The sequence below is a fragment of the Amycolatopsis taiwanensis DSM 45107 genome (genome assembly GCF_000519205.1).
Lineage (GTDB): Bacteria > Actinomycetota > Actinomycetes > Mycobacteriales > Pseudonocardiaceae > Amycolatopsis_E > Amycolatopsis_E taiwanensis.
The window spans coordinates 152,416-175,902 of record NZ_KI912600.1 but is presented as its reverse complement, the minus strand read 5'-3'; the positions used below and the strand labels follow the sequence as shown (position 1 = coordinate 175,902).

Genomic DNA, 23,487 nt, shown 5'->3' with positions numbered 1-23,487 from the left:
GGCCGGCCCCTAGCGGTTGAGCTCGGGTTGGAGATGCTCGGCGATCTGGTCGAGCTGATCCAGGTCGTCGGTCAGCGGCCCCAGTACCACATAGTCCATGCCGTGCTCGGCCAGTTCGGACAGGCGCGCGAGCTGATGGTCGGTGTCACCGAGCAGGTAACATTCCTGCAGGTGCTCGTAGCTTCGGTGGGTGCCGAAGGCCCGAAGCGCATGTTCATGCTGTTCCTCGAGCGCCTGGGAACGGGTTTTGCCGGGGCTCAGGTGGATGAAGTTGCAGTGTGCGAACCGGACCGCGTCCCGTGGCTTGCCGAGTGACTCCAGATGATCGCCGACGGTCGTCCAGTCCCTCAGCAGCCGGTCCTGCGTGCCCGAGCACCGCGACAGCCACGCGTCCGCGCCCGCGATCCGGTTCAGCACCGACTTCGGCATGAAGTCCCGGTCGTGGAAGTTCTTGTCCGGCACGCGGCTTCCGCCGGATACCCACACCTCCGGCATCCTGGACGGCAACGGGTCGATCGTGACGTCGTCAAAGGAATAGAACTCGCCCTCGAAGCTCGCGTTCTTGGTGGTGAGCAGCTTCCGCACGGCCGCGATGATCTCGTCGGTGCGCCGCCCGCGCTCGGAAATGTGGGTGCCGACCGACGCGAACTCCTTGGGGTCCCAGCCAGGCCCGACACCGAAGAGGTAACGCTCGTTGGACAGTTGCGCGAGGGTCGCGATCTCCTTGGCCAGCAGCACGGGATTGCGCAGTGGCAGCACCAGGATTCCGGTGCCCAGCATGGCTTTCTCGGTGAGCGCGGCCGCATAGGTGAGTACGGACATCGGCTCGAGCCACGCGTTGCCGTAAAGCCCCGGTGCGGTGAGCAGATGGTCGATGTCCCAGATGTCGAAGCCGAGATCCTCGCAACGCTGGATGTATTCCTTCATTCGTTTCACTCGTTGCGCACGCTCCTCGGCGGAGCTGACGTTCCACGCGTAGGACGGTAACCAGATTCCGATCTTGACGGCCACGGGACCACCTCCATGGAATACTGTAGATAGAATTCTATCTTCTAGGCAAGGGCCGGCGCACACATGCCCACGAGAGCGGCGGTATTCTGGTGACATGGCGCAGAACGGTGTGAAGACACCCGGGACGATCACGGACTTCGTCACGGAGCACATCCGCAACCGGATCGTCCTCGGCGTGCTCAAGCCCGGCCACAAGGTGCCCGTCTACGAGCTGGCGGACGAGCTCGGCGTGAGCAGGGTTCCGCTGCGCGAGGCGGTCCGCCAGCTCGAGGCCGAGTCCCTTGTGCACAATCTTCCCCGGCGTGGCACGGTGGTTCGCGAGCTGAGCGCCGCCGATCTGCGGGATACCTTCGAGATACTGCACCACATCGAGCCGATCGCGGCCAGGCGCGCGACCGAGCCCGGTAACGAGGAGATCGTCGCCCAGATGCGCTACTGGCTCGGGCAGATGCAGGAGCTGGCGAAGAAGCGGGTCCCGTTCGTGTCCGAAGAAATGCTGCACGCGCACCGTGAGTTCCACTTCGCCCTGTTCCGTGCCGCCGGTGAGGGTGGCGTGCTGGAGCGCCATCTGTGCATGCTCTGGAATGCGTGCGAGCGCTACGTTATGAACAGCCTGCCCAATCGCAAGCGTCAGGCCGCGGCGGCGCGCGAGCACGCCCAACTCGTCGAACTGATCGAGGCGGGTGATCCGGACGGCGCCGCCGAGGTACTGCACCAGCACCTCGACCACAGCCTGGCCGGCGCCATGGGTTATCTCGAGACCAACGGAATCTCGGCGTAGCCCAGCGCGCCATGAGTGGCCCGTTCGTGCCGATTTTCGACAGTAACGGATCACTCATGAATATCCGACTTGACGCCCTCGCCAATGGTCGAGGAGATGGCGCGCACGATGCCGTTGTACCCGGTGCAGCGACAGAGGTTGCCGGCCAGCGCCTGACACAGCTCGTCCCTGGAGAGCACCGTGCGGGCCCGGACGAGGTGATGGCCGGTGATCAGCATGCCTGCCGTGCAGAACCCGCACTGGAGGGCTCCTTCCCGGGAGAAGGCCGCGCGCAGGGCGTCGGCGTCAGGACCGTCCAGGCCTTCGACGGTGCGTACCTCCTTGCCCTGGCAGGACGCGGCGAGCGTCAGGCACGCCCGCACCGGCAGCTCGTCGAGCAGCACCGTGCATGCGCCGCAGACACCTTGCTCGCAGCCGAGGCGGGTTCCGGTGAGCCTGAGGTGATCGCGGAGCAGGTCGGCCAGCGTCGTGCGGTCGGGCACGGTCAGCGTCCGCTCGACGCCGTTGACGTGCAAAGTCACCGTGGTATCAGGCATGAGCTTCCCTTGTCGCCTCGAGCGCCCGCCGCACGGTGACCGCGTGGATGGCGCGTGTGTAATCGCCGTGATGACCGATCGCCTCGAGGGGGTCGCTGTCCGGGTGGATGCGAATGGGCGTGTCGCCGGCGGCGCCCAGCCACAGCTGTTCGGAGTCGGGACGGTGGACGGCGACGGCGATCGACTGGGCGAACTCGCCGGGCTTGCGCGCGGTCTTGTGGAAACCCCAGCGGCTGCCGGCCGGTAGCCGCGGCACTTCGACCGCGACGATGATCTCGTCGGGCGCCAGCGCGGTGGTGAAGAAGCCGAGGATGAGGTCACGGACACCGATCACGGCTGGGCCGCGTGGCGAGACCGTGTGCACCGTGGCACCGAGTGCGCTGAGCACTACCGGCCATTCCGCCGAGGAGTCCGCGTGTGCGACGCTGCCGCCGAGCGTGCCCCGGTTGCGAATGGCCGGATAGCCGATCCCGGCTGCGGCCGTCCGCAGGAGGCCGCCCGCGGCATCGGCGACCAGACCATGCTCGAAGGCCATATGCGGGGTGAGCGCCCCGTAGGTGATCGACGCCGGTGATTCCGCTACCTCATGCAGCGCGTCGATGCCGGTGATGTCGATCAGATGTGCCGGTTCGGCGAGCCGCATGTTCATGATGGGTAACAGGCTCTGCCCACCGGCCAGCACCTTCGCGTCCTCCCCGTGGTGCGCCAGTAGGTCGACCGCCTCTTCGATCCGGTGTGGACGGTGGAGGGTGAACTCCGCTGCTTTCATGGCGTGGCCACCAATCGTGCGGCGCCGTGCACGGCATGCCAGACGCGGGAGGGGGTCAGCGGTGTCTCGTTGATGGTGGCGCCGAAGCCCCGCAGCGCGTCGGCGACGGCGTTGCCGATCGCGGCCGGTGGCGCGATCGCACCACCCTCGCCGGCGCCCTTCATGCCGAACACCGTGTAGGGCGAAGGGGTGTGCAGATGGGCCAGCTTGATCTCGGGGATCTCGGTGGCACCGGGCAGCAGGTAGTCCAGGAACGTGGTCGCCGTGGGCTGCCCCTCCGGGCTGAAGGTGATCTCCTCCAGCAGCGCCGTACCGATGCCCTGCGCGACACCACCGACGATCTGACCCTCGACGATCAGCGGGTTGACGACTGTGCCGCAGTCCTCGACCACCGCGTAGTCCAGCACTGTCACGAGGCCGGTGTCGAGGTCGACCGAGACGACGGCGGCGTGGGTGGCGTAGGTGAACGCTCCGGTCTGCACCTCGGGCCGGTAGTAGACGGTCTCCTCGAGCCCGGCCTCCACGCCCGGCACGTGGTCAGGCGTGAACAGGAACTCTCTCGCGAGTTGGGCGAAGGAGATCGAGCCGTGTTCGCCGACGACGGAGCCATCGCGGAGGCGCACATCCTCGATGGGTTCGCGCAGGAGTACGGCACCGATTCGGCGGACCTTGTCCGCGAGCCGGGTCGCGGCGCCGTGCGTCGCACCACCGGCCATCACCATTGAGCGGGAGGCGAAGGTGCCCTCGCCCCGCGGCGTCCGCGCGGTGTCGCCGTGCACCACGGTGACCTGCGACGGGTCCACGTCCAAGACCTCGCCGACGACCTGAGCGAGCGTGGTTTCCGCGCCCTGGCCGTGGCTCTTGATGCCCACGGAGAGGGTGAGTGACCCGGTTGCGTCCAGCTCCAGGCGCGCGCCCTCGGTGCCGATGGTGACCGAAAGCCCTCGGGAGGCCCATTCGATGCAGCCGTGCGCGGTTTGCTCGGTGAACGAGCCGTACCCGATTCCGATGCGGGTGTTCGGCGACGCCGCGGCGGCACGCTGACGCTCGCGCCAGGTGTCGTGGCCGATGAGCTCGGTCGCCATCTCGACCGCGCGCGGGTAGTCGCCGCTGTCGTAGACCTTCCGCGCCACCGACATATAGGGCATGTCCTGTGGCCGCACCATGTTATGCCTGCGCAGCAGGTGCGCCTCGATGCCGAGTTCGTGGGCGAGCTCGTCGATCGTGCGCTCGATGGCGAAGCACGCGGCGGGCCGGGCGACGCCGCGATACGGTCCCGACGGGGTCTTGTTCGTGGCGAGGCTGCGGGTGCGGAAGCGATAGTTGGCAAGGCGGTACGGGCCGGGAATCATCGCCGCGGCCATGGTCGCGTCCATGGTGGCGGTCCACGGGTGCACCGAGTACGCACCGCTGTCCACCGTGATGTCGGCGTCGATGCCGAGCAGGGTCCCGTCGGCGGCGGCGTGCGCGGTGATCCGGTAGTGGTGGTCGCGCGCCTGGGTGGCGGCGACCATGTTCTCCGCGCGGTCCTCGATCCACCGGATCGGGTAAGGCAGGCGGGTCGCGATCGCGGCCAACGCGATCTCCTCCGGGTACACCGAGCATTTGGCGCCGAACCCGCCGCCCATGTCCGGTGCGATCACGCGGACGCGCCGGGCCGGCAGGTCGAGGAGCAGCGCGATCATGTCACGGATCATGTGCGGGGTCTGCGTCGACGACCACACCGTGAGCTCGCCGAGCGCGTGATCGTACGAGGCGATCACACCCCGGGTCTCCAGCGGGACGACGGCCTGCCGGTGCAGGGTGTATTCGCGGGTGATGGACAGAGCGGCTTCGCGAGCCGCTGAATCGACGTCGCCGACTTCGCCGGAGGTGGTGGCGAAAATGTTGTCCGGCCACTCGTCGTGCACCGTGGTGGGCGCCGCAAGCGCGCCGTCCATGTCGACGATCGCGGGCAGCTCCTCGATATCCACCGACACACGTTCGGCGAGGTCTTCCGCACGTGCCCGGTCGGGCCCGATCGCGATGGCGAGCGGCTCGCCGACGTAGCGCACCTTGCCGTCGGCGAGATTGGGTACCGGTGCGGCGCGGAAACCATCCAAAGTGGACGTCGCGGTGAGCGGGCGGGCCAGCGGTTCGAGGTCGCGCGCGGTCCACACCGTTCCCGCAGCGGCCTCGGGTGGCGGCGCGATCATCGTGATCCGGCCGTGTGGGATGGGTGAGCGGACGACCGCGACCTCGCGCAGGCCGGGAAGGACGAGGTCGGCGACGAACGAGCCTCGGCCGGCAAGGTGCCGGGCATCTTCGTGGCGTGGACGCCTGCTACCGATTCCGTTGTGGTGCGTCATGTCGCCTCCCGAGACGGGTGGGTTGCCGACCTTGACAAGAGGTCGCGGCACCGAGCATATTCTGAATATAGAATTCCATATGCTCCCGACGCAACCGTGGGACGTGGTTCGCTCAGCGGGAGCGCTTGTGCACGTACGGGCCTGAAGTTTCACCTCAATGTTGACGGGAGCGCCTGGCCATGAACGTTCACACCTCCGCTGCGGGCCGCCGGCACGCAGGCGATACGGAAGCGATGCCACCATCGGCCAAGCGGGCGGCACGCGCCGCGTTCCTCGGCTTCGGCGTGGACTACTTCGACATCTACCTGCCCGTGGTCGCGCTCGCGCCGGCCATCCACTACTTCCAGCCGACCTCGATCTCGCCCACCCTGGAATCAACGCTGTTCTACGTGACCTTCGCGGTCACGCTCATCGGACGGCCGATCGGGTCGGCCATCTTCGGATCGCTGTCGGACAAGATCGGGCGGCGCAGGTCGACCCTGATCGCGGTCGCCGGGTTCACGGTCGCGACGATGCTCATGGCCGCGCTGCCCGGCTATGCGACGTGGGGATGGGCGGGCCTGGGCTGTCTGATGGCCCTGCGCCTGATCGGCGGCGTCTTCATGGGCGGGGAATACACGAGCGCGAACCCGCTGGCGCTCGAAGCCTGTCCGAAGTCGCGAAGGGGAATCGTGGGCGCCTTCGTCGCGGCGGCCTATCCGGTGGGATACATCGCGATCTCAGTGGTGACGCTCCCGCTGCTCGCCTGGTTACCGAAGGCCGGGCCCGGCTCGGCCTACAGCGTGTGGGGCTGGCGGATTCCGTTCGTGGTCGGCGGGATCCTGGGGCTTGCGTTCTTCTGGTACTTCTACCGGTCGATCGAGGAATCAAAGGTGTGGCAGGCCTCGAGCGAGCCGGCCAAGCGGCGGCAGCCGATCCGGGAACTCGGGCGAGGAACCAACGCGCGGCGCCTGGTGCAGGCGTTCGTGCTGATGAGCGGGCTGTGGTTCGCCGTGCAGGCCATCATCTCGCCCACTTCGTCGCTGTTGATCAATTCCCTGAAACAGGATCCGGGTGCGGTCACCGCCGCCCTGCTTTTCTCCAACGCGGTGCTGTTCGCCGGGTACCTCTGGCTCGGCCACCTCGGGCAGCGCTACGGCAGACGGAAGGTACTGATCATCGCCGGTGCCAGCACCGGGACGGTGTCCGCGGTGATGTTCCTGCTGGCCGTGTCTATTTTGGACGGCGGCGGCAACTTCGTGCTGGCCATGGTGCTCTACACGGTGGCCCTGGTGATCGGGGTTTCTCCTTACGGCATCGCGACCGTGTACCTGCTGGAGGCATTCCCGACCCGTGTGCGCGCGTCGGGGTACGGCATCGCCTACAGCTTCTCGTTGATCATCCCGTCGTGCTACAGCTTCTACATGCTCGGGCTGTCGTCGGTCATGCCCTACGCCTACACGCCGGTGCCGCTGATCGTGCTCAGTGGCGTGCTGACCGTGATCGGCGCCATACTCGGACCGGAAACCCGCGACACCGAGTTCGCCGAGGTCTAATCGCTACCGTCGGCCGCGTGGTCGTCGATCTCGTTGCCGACCTCGAGGACGGCTCGCACGATGCCCTGGTATCCGGTGCATCGGCAGGTGTTGCCGGACAACGCTTCGCGGACACACTCGGCGTCAAGAGGCTTGGGACGGGTCTCTTCCTGCAGCAGTTCGGTTGCGCTGACCAGGAAACCCGGTGTGCAGAAACCACACTGCAGTCCATGATTCCTGCTCATCGCCGATCGCAGGCGCGTCGTCAGCTCACGGCCGCGCAGGCCCTCGACCGTCGTCACCTCGGCGCCGTCGGCCTGTACGGCGAGCGTGATGCATGCGCGGGCGCTGCGGTCGTCCAGCAGCACCGTGCACGCACCACACACACCGTGCTCGCAGCCGAGATGCGTCCCGGTCAGTCCTAAGTGGTCACGCAGGAAGTCGGCGAGCGTGAGCCGCGCCGGTACGACCGCCTCGACGGCCTGGCCGTTGACGACGACCCTGATCCTCCGGTCACTCATCACCCGCTCCCTCCGGTGCCTGGGCCCGGCGGTGCGCCTGCCACAGGCTGGTGCCCAAGGCGTCGGCCGCGACCTCCCGGACGTAGTCGGCATCTTCGACCGGTTCCGCGGCCCGCACCCATTCGCGTGCAACACGCCGCCACGCTTGCTCGTCCGGGTTCCGCCCGACGACGTCGTCGTCCACGCTGACCAACAGCGGCCGGTCGGCGGCGTGCAGCAGCCCCGCCCGGACGGCCGTCACGGCGCCGTCACTGTCCACAGTGACCAGAGTGGCGGCACCGGCGATGCCGTACTCACCGTGCCGCTGCGCGTGTTCGACGAAACCCCACCCCTGGTTCGGCGCCGATGCGGGCATTCGCACCCACGTCACCATCTCGTCCGGCTCGACGTCGGCGGTGTAGTAGCTGAGGAAAAAGTCGTCGGCCGCGACCTCGCGGCGACCTCGCTCGCGCGACTCCAGGTACAGCGTCGCGCCCGCGACGAGCGCGATCAGCGGTAGCTCGCCGGAGGGGTCGGCGTGCGCGAGGGTGCCACCGATCGTGCCCCGGTTCCGGATCGCGACGTGACCGGTATGGCGGATCGCCTCGGCCGCGAGCGGCAGCCGGTGCCCGAGCAGCGGGTCGGTCTCGATGGTGCGCTGGCGCACGAGCGCGCCGAGCAGCATCGAGTCCTCGTCGTCGAACGTTCTGGCCAGCTCCGCGAGATCCATGATGTCCACGAGCAGGCGCGGACGCGCCAGGCGCAGGTTCATCATGGTGAGCAGGCTCTGCCCGCCCGCGAGGATCTTCACGTCCTCCTCGTCGGCCAGCAGGTCCAGCACCTCGGCGACCGAGGACGCCCGCACGTAGTCGAACGCGGGTGGTTTCACGCCGCCCCCTCTTCCCCAGCGACGGCGGCCCGCACCACGCGGGGCGCGATGGGTGTCGCCACGATCCGGGTGCCCACCGCGTCATCCACCGCCGCGGCGATCGCCGGGCCGGCCGCGATCGTGCCACTCTCCCCCGCGCCGCGCACCCCGAGTGGATTGGCCGTGGCGACCCCGAGATGCCGCACCCGCACCTCCGGCACCTCACAGGTGCCGGGCAGGCCGTAGGCCGCGAACGTCGTCGAGGTCGGTTCTCCCTCGTCCGAGTAACAGAACTCCTCGTACAGCGCGCCACCGATGCCCTGCGCGACACCGCCGAGCACCTGACCGTCCACAATCAACGGATTGATCTCGACTCCGCCCTCGTGAGCGACCGCGTACCGCAGCACCCGCACCACACCGCTGCCCGGGTGGACACCGACGATCACGGCGTGCACGCCCATCGTCCACGTCACCGTCTCGCACCGGTAGGTCCCAGCCGCCTGCAACGCGGGTGATCCCTCCAGCGGCTGACCCGGCGCGGTGAGCTTGGCGAGATCGGCCCACGTCGCCGTGCGGTCATCGGGCGCGGTGAAAACCCCGGCGCAGTAAGAGATCCCGGCCGCATCGCAGCCGTACGCGTCGGCGAACCGCCGCCGTCCCGCCTCGACGAGATCGTCGGCCACGGTCACGATCGCGTTGCCGGCCAACACCGCCGACCGGCTCGCGAAACTGCCGACGCCGTGCGGCAGGGTCGCGGTGTCCGTCCGCAGCACGGACACGGCGTCCATCTCGATGTCCAGCCGGTCGGCGGCGACCTGCGCGAACGCGGTCTCGTGCCCCTGGCCCGCGGACGCGGCGCCGGTCATGACCTCGATCCGGCCGTCCTGCGCGAGTTCCAGCCGCGCCGCCTCGTACGGGCCGCGGCCGGTCGCCTCGATATAGCAGCCGACGCCGTGCCCGATCAGCAGCTCCGGATGCTCGCGGCGCACCTCGTCCACCGCCGATTCGGGCAGCATGTCCACGGCCTCGTCGAGGCACCGCCGGTAGTCGCCGCCGTCGTAGCGGATCGGCACGCCATCGCGGTAAGGAATCGGCCTGCCGTAAGGCATATCCTCCGCGGTGAGCAGGTTGCGGCGGCGGATCTCGACCGGTGTGAGGCCGAGTTCACGCGCGGCCGCGTCGAGGGATCGCTCCAGCACGAACGACGCCTCCGGCCGCCCTGCACCGCGGTACTGCGCGACCGTGCTCTTGTTGGTGAACACGGCGCGGCCGTGGATGTGCGCGGCGGGCAGCCGGTACGGGCCGAGAAGATGGATCGCCGTGTTGGCGACGATACCGGCGACCCACAGGCTCCCGGCGCCGGTGTTGACCAAGAAATCGTCTTCCAGAGCCAGAATCCGGCCCTCGGCATCCACTGACAGCGAGCACCGGTGCACCTGGTCACGCCCCTGCGCGGCAGCCGTCAGGTGCTCCTGACGGTCTTCGATCCACACCAGATCGCGGCCGAGCAGCTTGGCCATCGCCGGAATCAGGATCTCTTCCGGATACACGTTTGCCTTCGTGCCGAAACCGCCGCCCACGTCGGGAACGTGCACGCGGACATCGCCGGCGGGCCAGCCGGTCGCCTCGCAGATCCCGCGCCGCACCATGTGCGGGATCTGCGTCGAGGTCCAGATGTCGAGCGATCCGCCGAGCGCGTCCACCCGCGCCAGCACACCACGGCATTCCAGCGGGACCGCGCCGTGCCGCCCGATCCGGTAGGTGTCGGTGACCGTCACGGCCGCACCGGCCCGCAGCTTTTCCGGCTCACCAAAGGAAAACTCGATCGAGGCGGCCTCGTTGCCGTCCAGGTGCGGGTGCAGCACCGCAGCGCCGGGTGCGAGCGCGGCCTCCGGTTCGACGACGGCCGGCCTGCGCTCGTAGCCGACCTCGACCAGTTCGGCCGCGTCCTCACCGACGTAGCGGTCCACGGCGACGATCGCGGCGACGATCTGTCCGACGTAGTGCACGCGTTCACGCGCCATCACATCGAGGAACTGGTCCGCCATCGTGAACGCGGTAGCGGCCGAGAACACCGGATCGGGACTGTGCAGCCCAGCGATGTGCCCGGCGGCAAGTCCGAGATCGGACGCGGTGAGCACCGCGACGACACCTGGAACCCGTTGTGCCGCCTCGGTTTCCACCGTCAGCACGTCGCCGTGCGCGACCTCCGACCGCACGAACACGACGTGCAGCGCACCGTGCGCCCGGTCGGCCAGGAACGCCCCCCGGCCGTCGAGCAACCGGTCGTCCTCGCGCCGTAGCACGGGCGAACCGACCGGGCGGCCACTGCCACTGCGTTCAGCCACCCCACTCACCTCTCTCGGCGTCCGGCCAGTCCCACACCGGCCGCGGCGGCCGCGAGCACGACCCCGGCCAGCACGCCGGGAGACCGCAGCAACCTGGCCACAAAACCCGCCGGTGCCGCGGTATGCGACACGGCGGCGGCCACCGGAGCGGTGTCCGGCGCGGTGTCCACACTGGACACCCGCGCGGGATCGCGGGGAGTCCGCTTGAGCGCGGGGGGAGCTCCTGGCCGGTCCTCGCCGGGCTGGGGGAAGTCGGCGGGGTCCGCCCCCATCACAGGGAGTCCATGATCTCGGCGAACGCGCGGATGGTGTCCGCCCTGCTCTGGCCGGGGCGCACGAACGGGACGATGGAAATCTGGTCCACCCCCATCGCGGAGATCGCGCGGACCCGCTCGCGGCACTCGTCGGGCGTGCCGGCCAGCGCGAACAGGTCGACCAGGCCGTCGGGCACCAGGTCGGCATGGTCGGCCTCGGTGTCCATGTGGTGGTAGTAGTCGTAGTTCTCGCGGATACGGTCCACGGCGGCCTGGAGGGCCGGATCGATCTCGGCGGGCAGCGGGCGGATCACGACGCGCGAGACGTGCGCGCGCACCAGGTCGCGGGCCTCCTCGGGGTCCTCGTGGATCGCGGTCGGCGTCCACAGCACGATGTGCAGGTCCTTGAGCGTGCGGCCACTGGCCTTGGCCCCGGCTTCGATGCGGCGCAACGCGCCCTCGATGAACTGCGGCGCGGTGCCGACCAGCACGATCACACCGTCGGCGACGCGGCCGGACATCTCCAGAATCTTCGGCGCGGACCCGGCGATGTAGATCGGGATGTCCACCGGGCCGTCGAGGTAGTTGAGGTGGAACTCGGCGCCGCTGGTGGCCTCCTTGACCTTCTCGCCGCGGAACAGCGCACGCAGTTCCTCGATGGCGTGCTCCAGTTCGGCGAGCTTGAGCGGCTTCAGACCCATCGTGCGCAGGGAGGAGTCGCCGGTGCCGATGCCCAGCGCGACCCGGCCGCCGGTGTATTCAGCGAGCGTGGCCCAGTGCGAGGCGAGCAGCGAACGGTGCCGCGTCACGGCGTTGGTCACGCCGGTGCCGAAAATGACCCGTTCGGTCCCGACCGCCGCCGCGCCCATGACCGTCGAGGACTCCCGCCAGATGTTCTGCGAGTCACCGAACCAGACGTGGTCGTAGCCGAGGCTCTCGGCGAGCTGGACGTACTCCCGCATTGCCCCGATCGGCTCGGTCGGGAACAGGCCGACACCCTTGCTCGTCAACGAAACCTCCCAAGTGTATTCTTTATCCGATCTTATCTCAGCCGGTGGCTTTTGGATAGCCCGACGAGACCGATCCGGCAAATGCGCCCTTTAGCTGGTGTTACCCACGCTCACAACACCGATTGGCATCGCCATCAGGAGCGCAACGCGAAGCCGTACTGATCTAGGTAATGTATACGGTCTGGCTTCAGGAGGCGGGCGCGGCCGGGTCGCCCGCGCAGGATCGGGAGGCTCACGTGCGGCTCGTCAACGGATTCCAGGTCAACCGTCCCGTCGATGAGGCGTGGCCGGTGCTGACCGACATCGAACGGCTCGTCACCTGCATTCCGGGCGCATCGCTGCGTAGTCGCGACGGCGACACGTACGAGGGCGAGATCGCGGTGAGGGTCGGCCCGGTATCGCTGAAGTTCGAGGGTGCGGCCGAGGTGGTCGCGCTCGACGGCCAGGCGCACACGATGTCGGTCCGTGGCCGGGGCCGGGAACGTGGTGGTCAGGGCAATGTCGAGGCCCTCATCACGATGACCATGACCAGCGCCCCCGGGCGCGGCACGGCGGTCACCGTCCGCACGGACCTCGACCTCGGCGGCAAGGTCGCCCAGTTCGGCGCCGGGCTGATCGAGATGGTGAGCGGCCGGATCATCAAACAGTTCGTGGCACGCCTGGACGCCCAACTCGCGGGCAAGGAGGCGGGCACGGAGATGGCCACCACGGCGAACGGCACGGCGCGCGATACGGCCGGCACGTCCGCCGGAGACCCGGACTTACTCGTGCCGGCCGTATCACTCGCGATCGCCGCCGTGGGCGCGTTCCTGTTCGGCCTCGCGTGGCGCCGCGCCCGCCGCTGAGGCCGGCGCGCCCGGCCGACCGCGATTTATAGGTTGCCGTGTAGGACAATCGTGTCCGGGGAGGCGGTGCGTGACAGCGTGACGGCGAGGGCTATGGCGATGACCATGATGAAGACCTCCGCCGCGGCGAGTTGAATGAACGCGCGGCGTGCCCGGCCGTCCTCGCCGGTGCGGATCCGGCTCACCGTGTGCCGGCGGTGCCACCAGCCGAAGACTCCGAGCGCGATCAGGGCCGCCCCCTTGAGCATCACCAACACCCCGTACCGCGATCCCCACAGCGTGGGCAGCGATCCGAGCAGGTACCAGGAGGCGGTGATGCCGCTGGCCGCGATGAGGACATAGCAGCCAAGGGCGACGGTGCTGAATCGAGGTACCGCGACGGCCAGCATCGCCGGTTCTTTGCGCACGTGCATGAGAAGCGCGGCCAGGCCACCAACCCACAGCGACACAACGATGACGTGGACGAGCAGGCTGTATTTGAGGACGGTGCCATGCGACGCGTGCCCCTGCAACGCCATCGGCACGAGGTTGTAGAGGGCCAACGGCAGCAGAACCATCGCTCCCAGCCGCGTATCGGTGACGGCGAGCCCCACCGCGATCATCACCGCCACGGCGGTGCTGGAGACGAAGTCCGCGACGCCGGGAAACGTGTCGCCGATGTCGGTGAACAGTTTCGTGATCGGCAGATCGGTCACCGGCATCCCAGCCATGTCGGACCAGTTGAACAGGAACAGTGCGAACGTGGAGATGGCCCAGACGACTGCGAGTTGGCTGGCGGTCCGCAGACAGCGGCGGGCGGTGGGGCTCGGCTTCCCGTCCTGGTCCGGGAGCAGGAGACGGGTGAGCAGCATGCCGACGACTCCGACCGACGACACCTCCATCACCAGTTTGGACGCCTGCAGCCCCCAGGTCGTGAAGCTGCTCGTACCGCCGATGAGCAGTCCGTCGACGCTGGCTTGGCTGAGGTTGCCGCCGAGCCACATGGCGATGACCAACGTGGCGACGCCCGCGACGGCGAGTGCCGCGACGAACAGTGTTACCGGTTTCCGGCGTAAGGAACGTGGGTCGACCCTCCGCCGCGAGACCGCGTGTTGAGAACTAGTCAAGGCCATGAGTCGCCCTCCTGCCGAACAGCACCGCACCGGATACCAAGATCAGCGTCGCCGCGACCGCGAGCCACGGTGCCCACCGCGGTGCGTTGTTCTCCGAGCCCGTCGGGACGGGCCGGAGCGCGGTCAGGCCCGGACCCACCGCCTGTGCGCCGCCCGCGGCTGGTCCAGGCTTGGTGAGCGTGAACCGCATCCCGAAGGAATTCGGGTGCCCGTCATCGGCCACGACACGGATCTCGACTCGATATTCACCGCTGGGTCCCAGTGGCTTCAGCGGCTGGGTCAGCTTGTCTTGGACTATCTGCGGTGGTCCCTCCTGATATTGGCGGCTGTCGGGTCCCTGCACGACGATGTTGGCTCCGACGGTGAGGATCACCTCACTGAATTGCAGCTCGATCTCGCTGGGCGCCGTGTCGATCTGACCGCCGTCCTCTGGGCTGGTCTCCGTCAGGGCGGTGTGCGCGGCGGCGGGCGGGGCCAAAGCGAAGATGATGACAACGCTGAAGATCGCAGCGGCGATCACGCGGACCGCACCGGTGAGCCGGCCTTTGCGGTACGACACCGGTGCACCTCCTTTCGACCTGCCACAGATCGGCAGGTTTGTGCTCGCGTGTTTGCTGGACGCGGCGGGCCGTGCGGGTCAGCTCGCTGACCCACACGGCTCGCGCGTCCTCTTTGGACGCCGTCACCGCCGAGGCGGCGCCGGAACTGCGGCTACCGCACGTCGAACGGGCGCATCATCTCGTGGTCTTCGTGGTCGACGAGATGGCAGTGGTAGATGTACCTGCTGACCAGGTCGAACGGCGCGATGAACCGGGTGATCGCCGCGTTGGGCGCGAACACGGTGTCCTTCTCGCCGTCAGCTTCCCAGGGCTGCAACGGAATGAACTGACCGTTCCCCTTACCGGTGGCGGGGTCTATCCTCTCCTTTTCGGTGATCTGGAACTCGACTTGGTGAATGTGGAACGCGTGACCGCCGGCGAAGCCCACGGTGTCGCTCGGCGGGTTCCAGATTTCCCACAAGGCGGTGGCGCCGGCGGTCACGGTCTGGGAGATCGGGTCCGTCCACCGCTCCAGGATGTTGGCGCCGCTGGCGTCGATCCTGCCCATCTGGAACCGAGCCTGCTCGGTCGGCAGTGCACCCGGGTTGGTGTTGTGGAGCACGTTCATGCTGACCCGGTGGGTCTCGGTGAAAGCGCCGAGGTTCCGGCGAGACGGCCCGGTGATCTGGTCCGGCGGCAGGCTGGTGTCGGTACTCGTCCGCGGGACCACATGGAACTTCATGATCTGGCCGACGTTGTTCACATCGTTGGTGCCCGACGTCCCGGTGACCAGGTCATTGATCAGGTAGAGATCCTGGTTCAACGGCACGTTGGTGAAATCGACGACGATGTCGACTCGCTCCGAGGTCTGCATGAAGATGCCGATGTTGTCGTTGTGCAGCGGCCGCGGCCGCGTGAACAGGCCGCCGGCGTCCGCGGCGATCACCCAGGTCGGCACCGCCCAGGTGCCGGGCCGGGCGAGCGGGTCGGTGACGATCTTCAGCGTCATGCCGCGGAAATTGTTCGCGTCCAGGAGCCGGAACCGGTACCTGCGCTGTTCCACGTTCAAAACCGGCCAGGCCTGGCCGTTGACCGTCGAAACGGTGCCCTGGAAGTTGGAATTCCAGTACGGCGAAATGTCGCTGCTCGGGACGTACGGGCCGGTGAGATTGCTCTTGCTGGGGAAGAACAGCGAACCATCGGTGTTGAACGAGTGGTCCGACAGCGACAGACAGATGTCGTAGTACTTCTTGCCCGGCGGGTCGCCCGGCATCGGCCGGGGTCCGGGTAGCACACCGTCAGGCAGGTCCGCGTCGCCGCCGCTGAGGATGTAGAAGCCGTTCAGGCCCGAGTGCACGTCGAGCCGGGTCATGCCCAGGACGTGGTCGTGGAACCACAACGTCCCGGCGCGCTGGTCGTTCGGGTACACCGATGTCAACGTGCCCGGCGCCCAGGTCACCCCCCAGCGGTTCCGCGCCTCGGCCTTGAACGCGTCATAGTCCGAGCCGACCTTCGCGTAGTTGCCCGGGATGTTCTTGGCGTTGGGCAGGAACCACGTCTCGGGCAGACCGTCGCTTTCCTCGAAGTCGTGTGCCCCGTGCAGGTGCACGATCATCGGCTGCGGTCCGACGTAGGGCGGCGGCGTGCTGGTGAACGTCGGGGTCGAGTCCCGCCCGCTGAGCCCGCCGGGTGGGTTCGCCCAGTGGAGGGTCGGGTCGGTGGTGAACAACGGGGGCAGGTAGTTGTTGTTCGAGTCGACCATCTGGTTGATCCAGGTGACCTGAGTCGGCCGGTCCACCGTGTTTTCGATGGTGAAGCTCGGGGCGTGGAACGAGGAGGGGATGTTGGGGTTTCCGTACCCATTGACCACCGTCGTCGGCATGCCCGGCGGCAACACCTGCGCGCGGAACCGCCGCTCCGCCACCTGGTAGGTGAGGCGGTTGTTGACTGACCCAACCGGCGGCATCGCCGGGAGGATGAACAGCTGGTTCTGCCACTTCGGGATGAGGTTGGGATCCAGGGACGGGGCATCGGCGGCCTCGGCGCTACGGCTGGTCAGGAGGTAGGGACCACCGAGTGCCACTGCGGTACCGGCGATCACGCCGGCTTTGACGAATTGCCTTCGTGTGGGCATAACTGAATTCCGTTCCTGATGGTTCGAAAAATGGGCGCAGTGAATTACGGGCAGCATTCACCGTCGCGGCACGATTACGCGTTGTGAGACAACTGGCCACGATGTTGACGTGAAACTATGACAATGAGTGTGCGAAGAACGCGCTCAGTAGCGCACCGGTCGTGAGCGGGAAACGCTCACCCGTCCATTACGGCATTGACCTCCCTGGTGACGAACGGTTAATACTTATGGTCTGAAGAACCTCGCATGAGCAGGCCTTGCTCATAGTGGGTGCATAGGTTCGGCGTGGACAGATCTTGGGCACTGCCGCCGGCCTCGTGAGCCTTTTCGGAGGCAGGCCAAAGCCATCAAGGACTCCACATCTTCTCCAGCACTCCCAGCATGAACACACGTCCGCATCGCGCGGATCGGCTACCAAAAACGCAGTGAGATCATTTCGGTCTTGCGTGCTCCAGGAGCGCAAGGAGATTGGCTGGGCCCCCACAGCGTCTGTAATAGTGAACCCTCAACAAACACAAGGGCAATAGCCGTTAAGGAGCAGCACCATGGCGCATTCGGCGCACTGCTCACACTGAGTACCAGCACGAGCTCTGCATTTCTTGACGTACAAAGCGCCCCTGGACTGCGGCAACCCCGTCGAAAAAGATCGTTCCGATCATCATCGGGGATACGTGATGTTACGTCAAGGTAGAAACATCTTGTGAAAAATTTGATGATTCATTCATTCATTTCGGAACGGAATGTGGCAGCCGACTGCGCCGAATGGCCTCATACAAGACGTTTGTCGTAAGAGTCGCCGATCGACCGTTCGATCGAGAACGGTGACCCGGCAAGCGACCGCGCCTATCCAAAATGGACTGGCGGCGGACGGAAGCCCAGCCGCTGCTACCCACGCAGATGTGCCACCAGGTCCAGCTCCACCGCGGCCCCGCCGGGCAACGACGCCACACCGAGCGCGGTGCGCGCGTGAAGGCCGGCGTCGGGGCCGAGCGCGCGGGCCAGTACCTCGGACGCGGCGTCGATCACCGCGGGGTGACGGTCGAACTCCGGGACGGCCCGCACGTAGCCGCGCAGGTGCCCGAGCGCGGCCAGGCGCACCAGCCCGACGTGGAACTCCAGTGAGGACAACAGGTTCGCCGCAGCGCGGCGGGCCGCGAAACGGGCATCCTCGAGCGACACCGTGTCACCGACGACACCGGCCGGGCCGGGTCCGTCAGGACCACGGCCGGTCACGCCGGACACCCACGCGGTGGTCCCGACGACGCGAACGGGCGCGTAGTCGCCCCGCACACCCAGCGCGGGGTTGAGGGCGAGGCCGTACCCGGCCAGCACCTCGGCGACGTGATCGGTGCTCGTCATCAGCGTTCCTCCGCGACCTTGCGCGGGCGCGCCCCGCGGTCACCTTGGTTGCCGCGGCTTGGCACAGCGCGGGTCATCAGTCCTCGTCTTTCAGCAGGGCGCGCAGGCGGGCCACGGAGTCACTGCGGTGCAGGTTGAGCAGCCGGACCGTCCGCTCGACGTCGTGGGCGAAGGCCGCGTCCACGATCTTCTGGTGGTCGCTGTTCACCGAGCCGGCACTGATGTGCCGGTCGAAGTACAGCGCGCGGTACGGGTCGGTGGCATCCCAGAGCTGGCTGACCATCCGCATCGCGCGGCGCAGCCCCGACGGCTCGAAGAACTGGAAGTGGAACCGGCGGTTCTCCCGGTTCACCGTGGCGAGGTCGCCCGCGTCGGCAGCTCGCTCCATGAGCTTCATCGCGTCCTCGACCACCTCGAGGTGCGCACGCCCGAGGCGGGGCACGCTCGCGCGCACCAGGCCGGTCTCGATCCACTCCCGCATGTCGTAGATTTCGATCAGCTCGGCGATCGACAGCCGCGTCACCCGGAAACCGTGGTGCGCGACGTAGGTCACGTGCCCCTCGCCCTCCAGGATCTTCAGTGCTTCCCGCACCGGAACGCGGCTGACGCCGAACCGTTCGGCGATCTCGTCCTGGCGGATCGCCGAACCGGGCGGCAGCTCCCCGGTGACCACGAGACCACGCAACCCGTCCAGCACGACCTGGTGGGCCGTCGCCGGCGGACTGTATACATTACGTTTCCGCCGGGAGGGCTCGCCCACCGCGTCGACGGACCCGTCAGTCGAGCGATTCACCATGTAAATCACCATTTGGTAGCGGTTGTACCTGGAGCGCGGGACAACCCGCGAGCGCCCTGGAGATCACATCGCCCTCTTCCCGGCCGGATTGTATAAATACTACACAAAGCTGAGGATCTCGAGGGCGTGTCCCCGGGCCGAGCGTATGGCACGCCCGCCCAGCGACGCGCTCCCTTACGGCACCCGGCCACGACACCCAGCGGGCAGGCCCGTCCCCGGCGGGACAAACCCACGCGGATGACCTTCGCCCGGTCAGGCGAATCGCCTTGAAAGAATTGTGGTCTTTCACGTGCCGTCGCTCACGTCCGGCCCACGGATCCGGGCTCGGGCACCATGCGATTCGACAGGTCTTTCCCCAGCCGCGGGCCGAGTGAATAGAATGTCCAATCTGACCCTTCCAGGTCCGGACAGAGGAGATCGACTGCCGTGACCCCGAAATCCGGCTTCCGCAAGCCGCAGACCGCGCACCAGGCGGTCGTGGTGGAACTGCGCCGCATGATCCGGGAGGGCGAACTCGCGCCCGGGAGCAAGCTGGTCACCGAGTCGCTCGCCGAGCGACTCGGCGTCAGCAGGGTGCCGATCCGCGAGGCGCTGAAGGTCCTGGAGGGCGAGGACCAGGTGGTGCACATCGCGCACCGAGGGTATTTCGTCGCCGAGATGGACATCGCCGATCTGGAGGAGATCCAGCGGCTGCGCCACATCCTGGAGAGCGAGGCCGTGCGTCACGCGGTGGCGCGCACCTCTGAGGAAGACCTCCAGACGATGCGTGACGCGCTGGCCGAGATGGAGGAGTCCTCCGACGACCTCGCACGCCTCAACGCCGCGCACCGGCGCTTCCACTTCACGCTGCTCGACGCGTCCGGGATGCCGCGACTGACCCGGTTCATCCATCAGCTCTGGGACTGGTCGGAGGTGTACCGGTCGGTCTACCACGGCGACGATCACTTCCGGTCCGCCGCGCACCAGGACCACCACCGCATCCTGCGCGCGGCCGAGAAACGCGACGCCGACGCGCTCATCGAGCTGATGTCGGCCCACCGGATGCACACGGTGGAAGGGCTGCGGAGCGTCGCCGACGCCAAGGACTAATCGTCCACAACAGACTGTTCACAACGAAGGCCCTGGCCACCCCCTTCGGGTGTCCAGGGCTTCGCTTGTACGGCATAGCGCTAGCGCATGCGGCGCTCCCACCACCACAACAAGACCGACAGCACGAACGAGACCAGGATCAGCAACAGGATGGTCGCCATCATGTCGGCGTACTGGCCGGCCGAGTACGACTGAAGCACGACCCGGCCCAGCCCGAACTTCGTCGCGAAGAACTCCGCCAGCACCACACCGACCAGCGCGAGGCTGGTCGCCAGCCGCAGGCCCGCGATCGCGGGACGGCGGATCGCCGGCAGGATCACGTACCACAGTCGTTGTGGACCCGAAGCGTTCACCGAACGGGCCAGTTTCCGGTACACCGCGGGCACGTTGCGGCTGCCGATCGCGACGTTGACCAGCACCGGGAACAACGCGAACAACACGCCCATCGCGATCTTGGAGCTGATGCTCAGCCCGAACACCGGCAGCAGCACCGGGTACAGAATGATCTTGGGCAGGCCGTTGAGCGCGGTGATGATCGGCTCGAACACGATCTGGGCCCACCGGAACAGCCCGAGCCCAAGGCCGAGCAGGAAACCGGCCGCCGACCCGATCACGAACGCCCAGAACGCGGCGACGAACGTGTACTGGAGGTTCAGCAGGTAGTTCCGGTCGCCGAGGTCGCGAAGCAGCGCCGACACCGTGTCGCCGGGGCTGGGCACGACGAACGTCATGCCGGACACCAGCTGCCACACGATGACGGCGAGCGCGGCCACGCCGACCGAGCCGAGCAGGGTCTTGCCGGGGATCTTGCCGCGGCGGATCACTCCGGTCGTCATCGGCCGCTCCTTTTCGCCACGACCCGCTCTCCGATCTCCAGCACCGCGGTGAGAATCACCGCGATCACGAGCACCATCGTCACGTAGGCGTACATGTGCGGAGTCTCGAAGGACTCGTACAGGTACCGGATGCGGTAGCCGAGACCGGCCTGCGCGGTGGTGAACTCCATCGCGATCACACCGATCAGCGCGTAGGAGGTGCCAAGGCGCAGACCGGCGAAGACCATCGGCGCGGCGGCCGGAAGCGCCACCCGCACCAGCGTCTGCACCTGGCTGCAGCCCACCGACTTCGCCAGTTTCAGGTAGACCGGCCGGATTCCGGACAGGCCGACCCAGGTGTTGACGGCCATCGGGATACCGGCCATGACGGTGCCGATGATGATGACCGACCACACGTTGATGCCGACCATGACGATCAGCATCGGGTAGAACAACACCAGCGGCACCGAGTAGAACGCGACCAGGTAGGGCTCGAAGACCCGTCCGACGCCGGGCATCTTCCAGAACAGCACGCCGATCAGCAGACCGGCGGTGACCCCGAAGGCGACCGAGCCGAGGATTTCCACGGCACTGCGGCCAAAGTCGCCCCAGAACGTCGGATCGCCGAGCAGGTTCAGCGCGATCGGGACGACGTCGGAGGGTTTCGGCAGGGTCGAGCCCGGCCACCAGCCGAGCGCCCCGCCGGCCTGGAGCAGAAGGCCCAGCAGGACGAGAAGCCCGACGGTGGCGGCGAAACTACGGGTGCCGTCGCCGATCCGGCGCCGACGCCGCCGGGACGGCCCGGCGGCGGGCGCCTGCTGTTCACTGGGACGCGTCTGGCTCTGCACCGTCATGAGGCTGCCCCCTCCGCGAGTTTGCGCGCGACCGCGATCGTGTCGCCAGGGCGCTCCTGACGAGTTCGAGTCACGTCGTCCTTACCGGCGCCCTGCCAACCCGATAGCGGGGCCTGTCGGCGGCGCGCCGTGTGGTCGTCCTGCCAGCCGCGAGTTGACGCTGCGGGTGTCACGAGGCTGCCCTGGACTCGCTGGCGAACCCGCGCATCGACTCCGCCTGCAGGGAACTCCAGATCCGGTTCTGCAACCGGTTGAAGTCCGGGGTCGACACGATGTCGGGGCTGCGCTCCTCGGGCAGGTCCACGTCGACGACATCGATGATGCGGCCCGGCCGGTAGGACATGACCCAGACCTGTTGGGACAGCAGGATCGCCTCGGCGATGTCGTGCGTGACGAACAGGACCGTCTGGTGGGTCTGCCGCCAGATGCGCAGCACCTCGGCGCCGAGCAGGATGCGGGTCTGCTGGTCGAGCGCGGCGAACGGCTCGTCCATCAGCACCACCGAGGGACGCAGCGCGAGCGTGCGGGCCAGTGCGACCCGCTGCCGCATGCCGCCGGAGAGCTCGGTGGGCCGGGACTTCTCGAAACCCTTGAGCCCCACCAGTTCGATGGCGGCGGCGGCCCGTTCCAGCTGCTCGGCCTTGCTCACCCCCGCGACCTGCATGGCGAAGCGCACGTTGTCTACAACCGTGCGCCACGGCAGCGTCGAGTCCTCCTGGAACACCAGGCCCACGGCCCGGTCCGGGCCGTTGACTGGGCGATCGCCGATCCGGACCGAACCGGAGGTCACCTTCTGGAGGCCGGCGACCGCGGCGAGCAGCGTGGACTTGCCGCAGCCACTGGGTCCCACGATGGAGACGAAGGTGCGCTCGGGAATGTGCTGGTGAACTCCGTCCACCGCGACCAGTTCGGTGCCCGAAGCGGTCGGGAAGGCGATGCGGACGTCCTTGAGCTCGATGTCGGTTGGAGTCGGCATAAAGGCTCTCACATGGTCGTTCGGTCGGTGGCGGGCAGGTACTGCTGATCCAGCGCGGTGGTCCAATCCACTGGCGCCTTGATGAAGCCGGCCTGAACCATGAGGTCGGACAGGTTCTTCAGGCCGGCCGGGTCGACTTTGAGCGAGTACGCCTTGGCGGGCTCGGGGGTCTGCTCGATGCCGCGCTGCAACACGCCGGCGTCGACCTTCAGCATCGGCGCGAGGTCCTTGGCGGCATTGGCCGGATCGGTCGCGACGTAGTTGAACGTCTTGGCCATCGCGGTGAAGAACGCGCTCACCGCCTCCGGGTGCGCGGCGGCGAACTGGGTGTTGACGGCGACCAGATCGGCCGGGAAGTCACCGATCTCGGTGCGACTGTCCAGAACGACCTGTGCGCCCTGCTGCTCTTCCATCTGGTTGATGAACGGGTGCATTGCCCAGCCCGCGGTGATGCGGCCGGCCTTGGCGGCGGCCCAGTTCTCGCCGGACTGCCCGACCCCGATCGTCTGCAGTCCGGGGTGCTTGGCCTGCAAGGCTTTCGTGATGAGTTCGGTGGTCGAACCCGCCGAGGAGAAGCCGAACGTCGCACCGTCGAGGGAAACCTTCTGCGGACCGATGAAGGAGAAGTCGTTGACCTGGAACCAGGGGGCGACGATCTTGATGCCCGAGTCGGCCTTCTGCGCGGCCAGCACCACGGACGTGTTACCCGCGATCGCGATGTCAGCGTCCCCTGTGGACACCGGACGCAGCGTGTTTCCACCCCCGCTGCCGGAATACAGCGAGACGTCGACGCCCTGCTCGGAGAACCAGCCCTTGTTCTGGGCCAGCTGGATCGTGGCCATGAACGGGAGACTGTCGGTTCCGGTGGCCGAGATGCGGATCGCCGTAAGGCCCGGTTGCCCGGGCGGGGCGGAGTTGCTTGACGTGTCGCTCACGCAAGCGGTGAGCGCGGCGAGCGACAACAGCGCGACACAGCTCATGAGCGCCACACGGAGTCTGGAGAGTGTCATCGGGGCTCCTTGGTCGGGT

22 protein-coding genes are annotated in these 23,487 nt (G+C 67.6%); 4 read left to right on the top strand and 18 right to left on the bottom strand.

Annotated features, from left to right (window positions below):
- Positions 1–9: 9 nt before the first annotated feature.
- Positions 10–1,011 (bottom strand): LLM class flavin-dependent oxidoreductase, encoded by a 1,002-nt coding sequence (locus A3CU_RS50400; RefSeq protein ID WP_052372965.1) that lies wholly within the window; start codon positions 1,009–1,011, stop codon positions 10–12.
- Between the two features lie 94 nt (positions 1,012–1,105).
- Here A3CU_RS50400 and A3CU_RS48975 point away from each other — a divergent pair, with 94 nt between their 5' ends.
- On the top strand, positions 1,106–1,792 hold the full coding sequence (locus tag A3CU_RS48975; protein WP_043844076.1) for a GntR family transcriptional regulator: 687 nt from the start codon (positions 1,106–1,108) through the stop codon (positions 1,790–1,792).
- Between the two features lie 50 nt (positions 1,793–1,842).
- On the opposite strand, the gene A3CU_RS0139360 is transcribed toward A3CU_RS48975, so the two are convergent.
- The 3 genes from A3CU_RS0139360 to A3CU_RS0139350 are packed head-to-tail and all read right to left on the bottom strand — an operon-like array spanning position 1,843 to position 5,445.
- Positions 1,843–2,328 (bottom strand): (2Fe-2S)-binding protein, encoded by a 486-nt coding sequence (locus A3CU_RS0139360; protein WP_027946856.1) that lies wholly within the window; start codon positions 2,326–2,328, stop codon positions 1,843–1,845.
- On the bottom strand, positions 2,321–3,097 hold the full coding sequence (locus A3CU_RS48970; RefSeq protein WP_043844074.1) for an FAD binding domain-containing protein: 777 nt from the start codon (positions 3,095–3,097) through the stop codon (positions 2,321–2,323). The genes A3CU_RS0139360 and A3CU_RS48970 overlap by 8 nt, the downstream gene beginning before the upstream one ends.
- A complete protein-coding gene (locus tag A3CU_RS0139350) occupies positions 3,094–5,445 on the bottom strand; it encodes a xanthine dehydrogenase family protein molybdopterin-binding subunit (RefSeq protein ID WP_027946855.1) in 2,352 nt (783 codons plus the stop codon). Before A3CU_RS0139350 ends, A3CU_RS48970 begins: the two co-directional genes overlap by 4 nt.
- Positions 5,446–5,624: 179 nt before the next feature.
- Between A3CU_RS0139350 and A3CU_RS48965 the strand changes: the two genes are divergently transcribed.
- Entirely contained in the window at positions 5,625–6,980 is a 1,356-nt protein-coding gene (locus A3CU_RS48965; RefSeq protein WP_043844072.1) for an MFS transporter, read from the top strand.
- Here the strand turns inward: A3CU_RS48965 and A3CU_RS48960 are convergent.
- Genes A3CU_RS48960 through A3CU_RS0139320 form a run of 5 tightly spaced genes read right to left on the bottom strand, consistent with a single transcriptional unit; the run spans position 6,977 to position 11,939 of the window.
- Positions 6,977–7,480: a (2Fe-2S)-binding protein gene (locus A3CU_RS48960; protein WP_043844070.1), complete on the bottom strand. Its 504-nt coding sequence runs from the start codon at positions 7,478–7,480 to the stop codon at positions 6,977–6,979. The genes A3CU_RS48965 and A3CU_RS48960 overlap by 4 nt on opposite strands.
- Complete coding sequence (locus A3CU_RS0139335; protein ID WP_027946854.1) at positions 7,473–8,348, bottom strand: FAD binding domain-containing protein; 876 nt, start codon at positions 8,346–8,348, stop codon at positions 7,473–7,475. The genes A3CU_RS48960 and A3CU_RS0139335 overlap by 8 nt, the downstream gene beginning before the upstream one ends.
- A complete protein-coding gene (locus A3CU_RS48955; protein ID WP_043844068.1) occupies positions 8,345–10,675 on the bottom strand; it encodes a xanthine dehydrogenase family protein molybdopterin-binding subunit in 2,331 nt (776 codons plus the stop codon). The genes A3CU_RS0139335 and A3CU_RS48955 overlap by 4 nt, the downstream gene beginning before the upstream one ends.
- A 5-nt stretch (positions 10,676–10,680) precedes the next feature.
- Entirely contained in the window at positions 10,681–10,947 is a 267-nt protein-coding gene (locus A3CU_RS0139325; protein WP_027946853.1) for a hypothetical protein, read from the bottom strand.
- The gene (locus A3CU_RS0139320) at positions 10,947–11,939 is read right to left on the bottom strand and encodes an LLM class flavin-dependent oxidoreductase (protein ID WP_027946852.1); all 993 of its coding nucleotides are present in this window, start codon (positions 11,937–11,939) and stop codon (positions 10,947–10,949) included. Before A3CU_RS0139320 ends, A3CU_RS0139325 begins: the two co-directional genes overlap by 1 nt.
- A gap of 170 nt (positions 11,940–12,109) precedes the next feature.
- On the opposite strand from A3CU_RS0139320, the gene A3CU_RS48950 reads away from it, so the two are divergent.
- Positions 12,110–12,784 (top strand): SRPBCC family protein, encoded by a 675-nt coding sequence (locus A3CU_RS48950; protein ID WP_052372962.1) that lies wholly within the window; start codon positions 12,110–12,112, stop codon positions 12,782–12,784.
- A gap of 26 nt (positions 12,785–12,810) precedes the next feature.
- Here the strand turns inward: A3CU_RS48950 and A3CU_RS0139310 are convergent, their stop codons facing one another.
- From A3CU_RS0139310 to A3CU_RS0139290, 5 genes are all read right to left on the bottom strand, one after another.
- Complete coding sequence (locus tag A3CU_RS0139310) at positions 12,811–13,896, bottom strand: copper resistance D family protein (RefSeq protein ID WP_084144189.1); 1,086 nt, start codon at positions 13,894–13,896, stop codon at positions 12,811–12,813.
- Positions 13,883–14,455 (bottom strand): copper resistance CopC family protein, encoded by a 573-nt coding sequence (locus A3CU_RS50395; protein ID WP_052372960.1) that lies wholly within the window; start codon positions 14,453–14,455, stop codon positions 13,883–13,885. Before A3CU_RS50395 ends, A3CU_RS0139310 begins: the two co-directional genes overlap by 14 nt.
- 152 nt (positions 14,456–14,607) lie before the next feature.
- Complete coding sequence (locus A3CU_RS0139300) at positions 14,608–16,569, bottom strand: multicopper oxidase domain-containing protein (protein WP_027946850.1); 1,962 nt, start codon at positions 16,567–16,569, stop codon at positions 14,608–14,610.
- Positions 16,570–17,454: 885 nt separating this feature from the next.
- Positions 17,455–17,928, bottom strand: a complete 474-nt coding sequence (locus tag A3CU_RS0139295; protein WP_027946849.1) for a RidA family protein — start codon at positions 17,926–17,928, stop codon at positions 17,455–17,457.
- A gap of 76 nt (positions 17,929–18,004) precedes the next feature.
- Positions 18,005–18,724 (bottom strand): GntR family transcriptional regulator, encoded by a 720-nt coding sequence (locus A3CU_RS0139290; RefSeq protein ID WP_169739745.1) that lies wholly within the window; start codon positions 18,722–18,724, stop codon positions 18,005–18,007.
- Between the two features lie 426 nt (positions 18,725–19,150).
- On the opposite strand from A3CU_RS0139290, the gene A3CU_RS0139285 reads away from it, so the two are divergent.
- On the top strand, positions 19,151–19,813 hold the full coding sequence (locus tag A3CU_RS0139285; protein WP_027946847.1) for a GntR family transcriptional regulator: 663 nt from the start codon (positions 19,151–19,153) through the stop codon (positions 19,811–19,813).
- Positions 19,814–19,893: 80 nt separating this feature from the next.
- On the opposite strand, the gene A3CU_RS0139280 is transcribed toward A3CU_RS0139285, so the two are convergent.
- The 4 genes from A3CU_RS0139280 to A3CU_RS0139265 all read right to left on the bottom strand — a co-directional run bounded on the left by A3CU_RS0139280 (position 19,894) and on the right by A3CU_RS0139265 (position 23,468).
- Positions 19,894–20,649: an ABC transporter permease gene (locus tag A3CU_RS0139280; RefSeq protein WP_027946846.1), complete on the bottom strand. Its 756-nt coding sequence runs from the start codon at positions 20,647–20,649 to the stop codon at positions 19,894–19,896.
- Positions 20,646–21,482, bottom strand: coding sequence for an ABC transporter permease (locus A3CU_RS0139275; RefSeq protein ID WP_027946845.1), 837 nt, complete (start codon positions 21,480–21,482; stop codon positions 20,646–20,648). Before A3CU_RS0139275 ends, A3CU_RS0139280 begins: the two co-directional genes overlap by 4 nt.
- 169 nt (positions 21,483–21,651) lie before the next feature.
- Entirely contained in the window at positions 21,652–22,458 is an 807-nt protein-coding gene (locus A3CU_RS0139270; RefSeq protein WP_027946844.1) for an ABC transporter ATP-binding protein, read from the bottom strand.
- An 8-nt stretch (positions 22,459–22,466) separates the two neighbouring features.
- Complete coding sequence (locus tag A3CU_RS0139265; RefSeq protein ID WP_027946843.1) at positions 22,467–23,468, bottom strand: ABC transporter substrate-binding protein; 1,002 nt, start codon at positions 23,466–23,468, stop codon at positions 22,467–22,469.
- Positions 23,469–23,487: the final 19 nt, after the last annotated feature.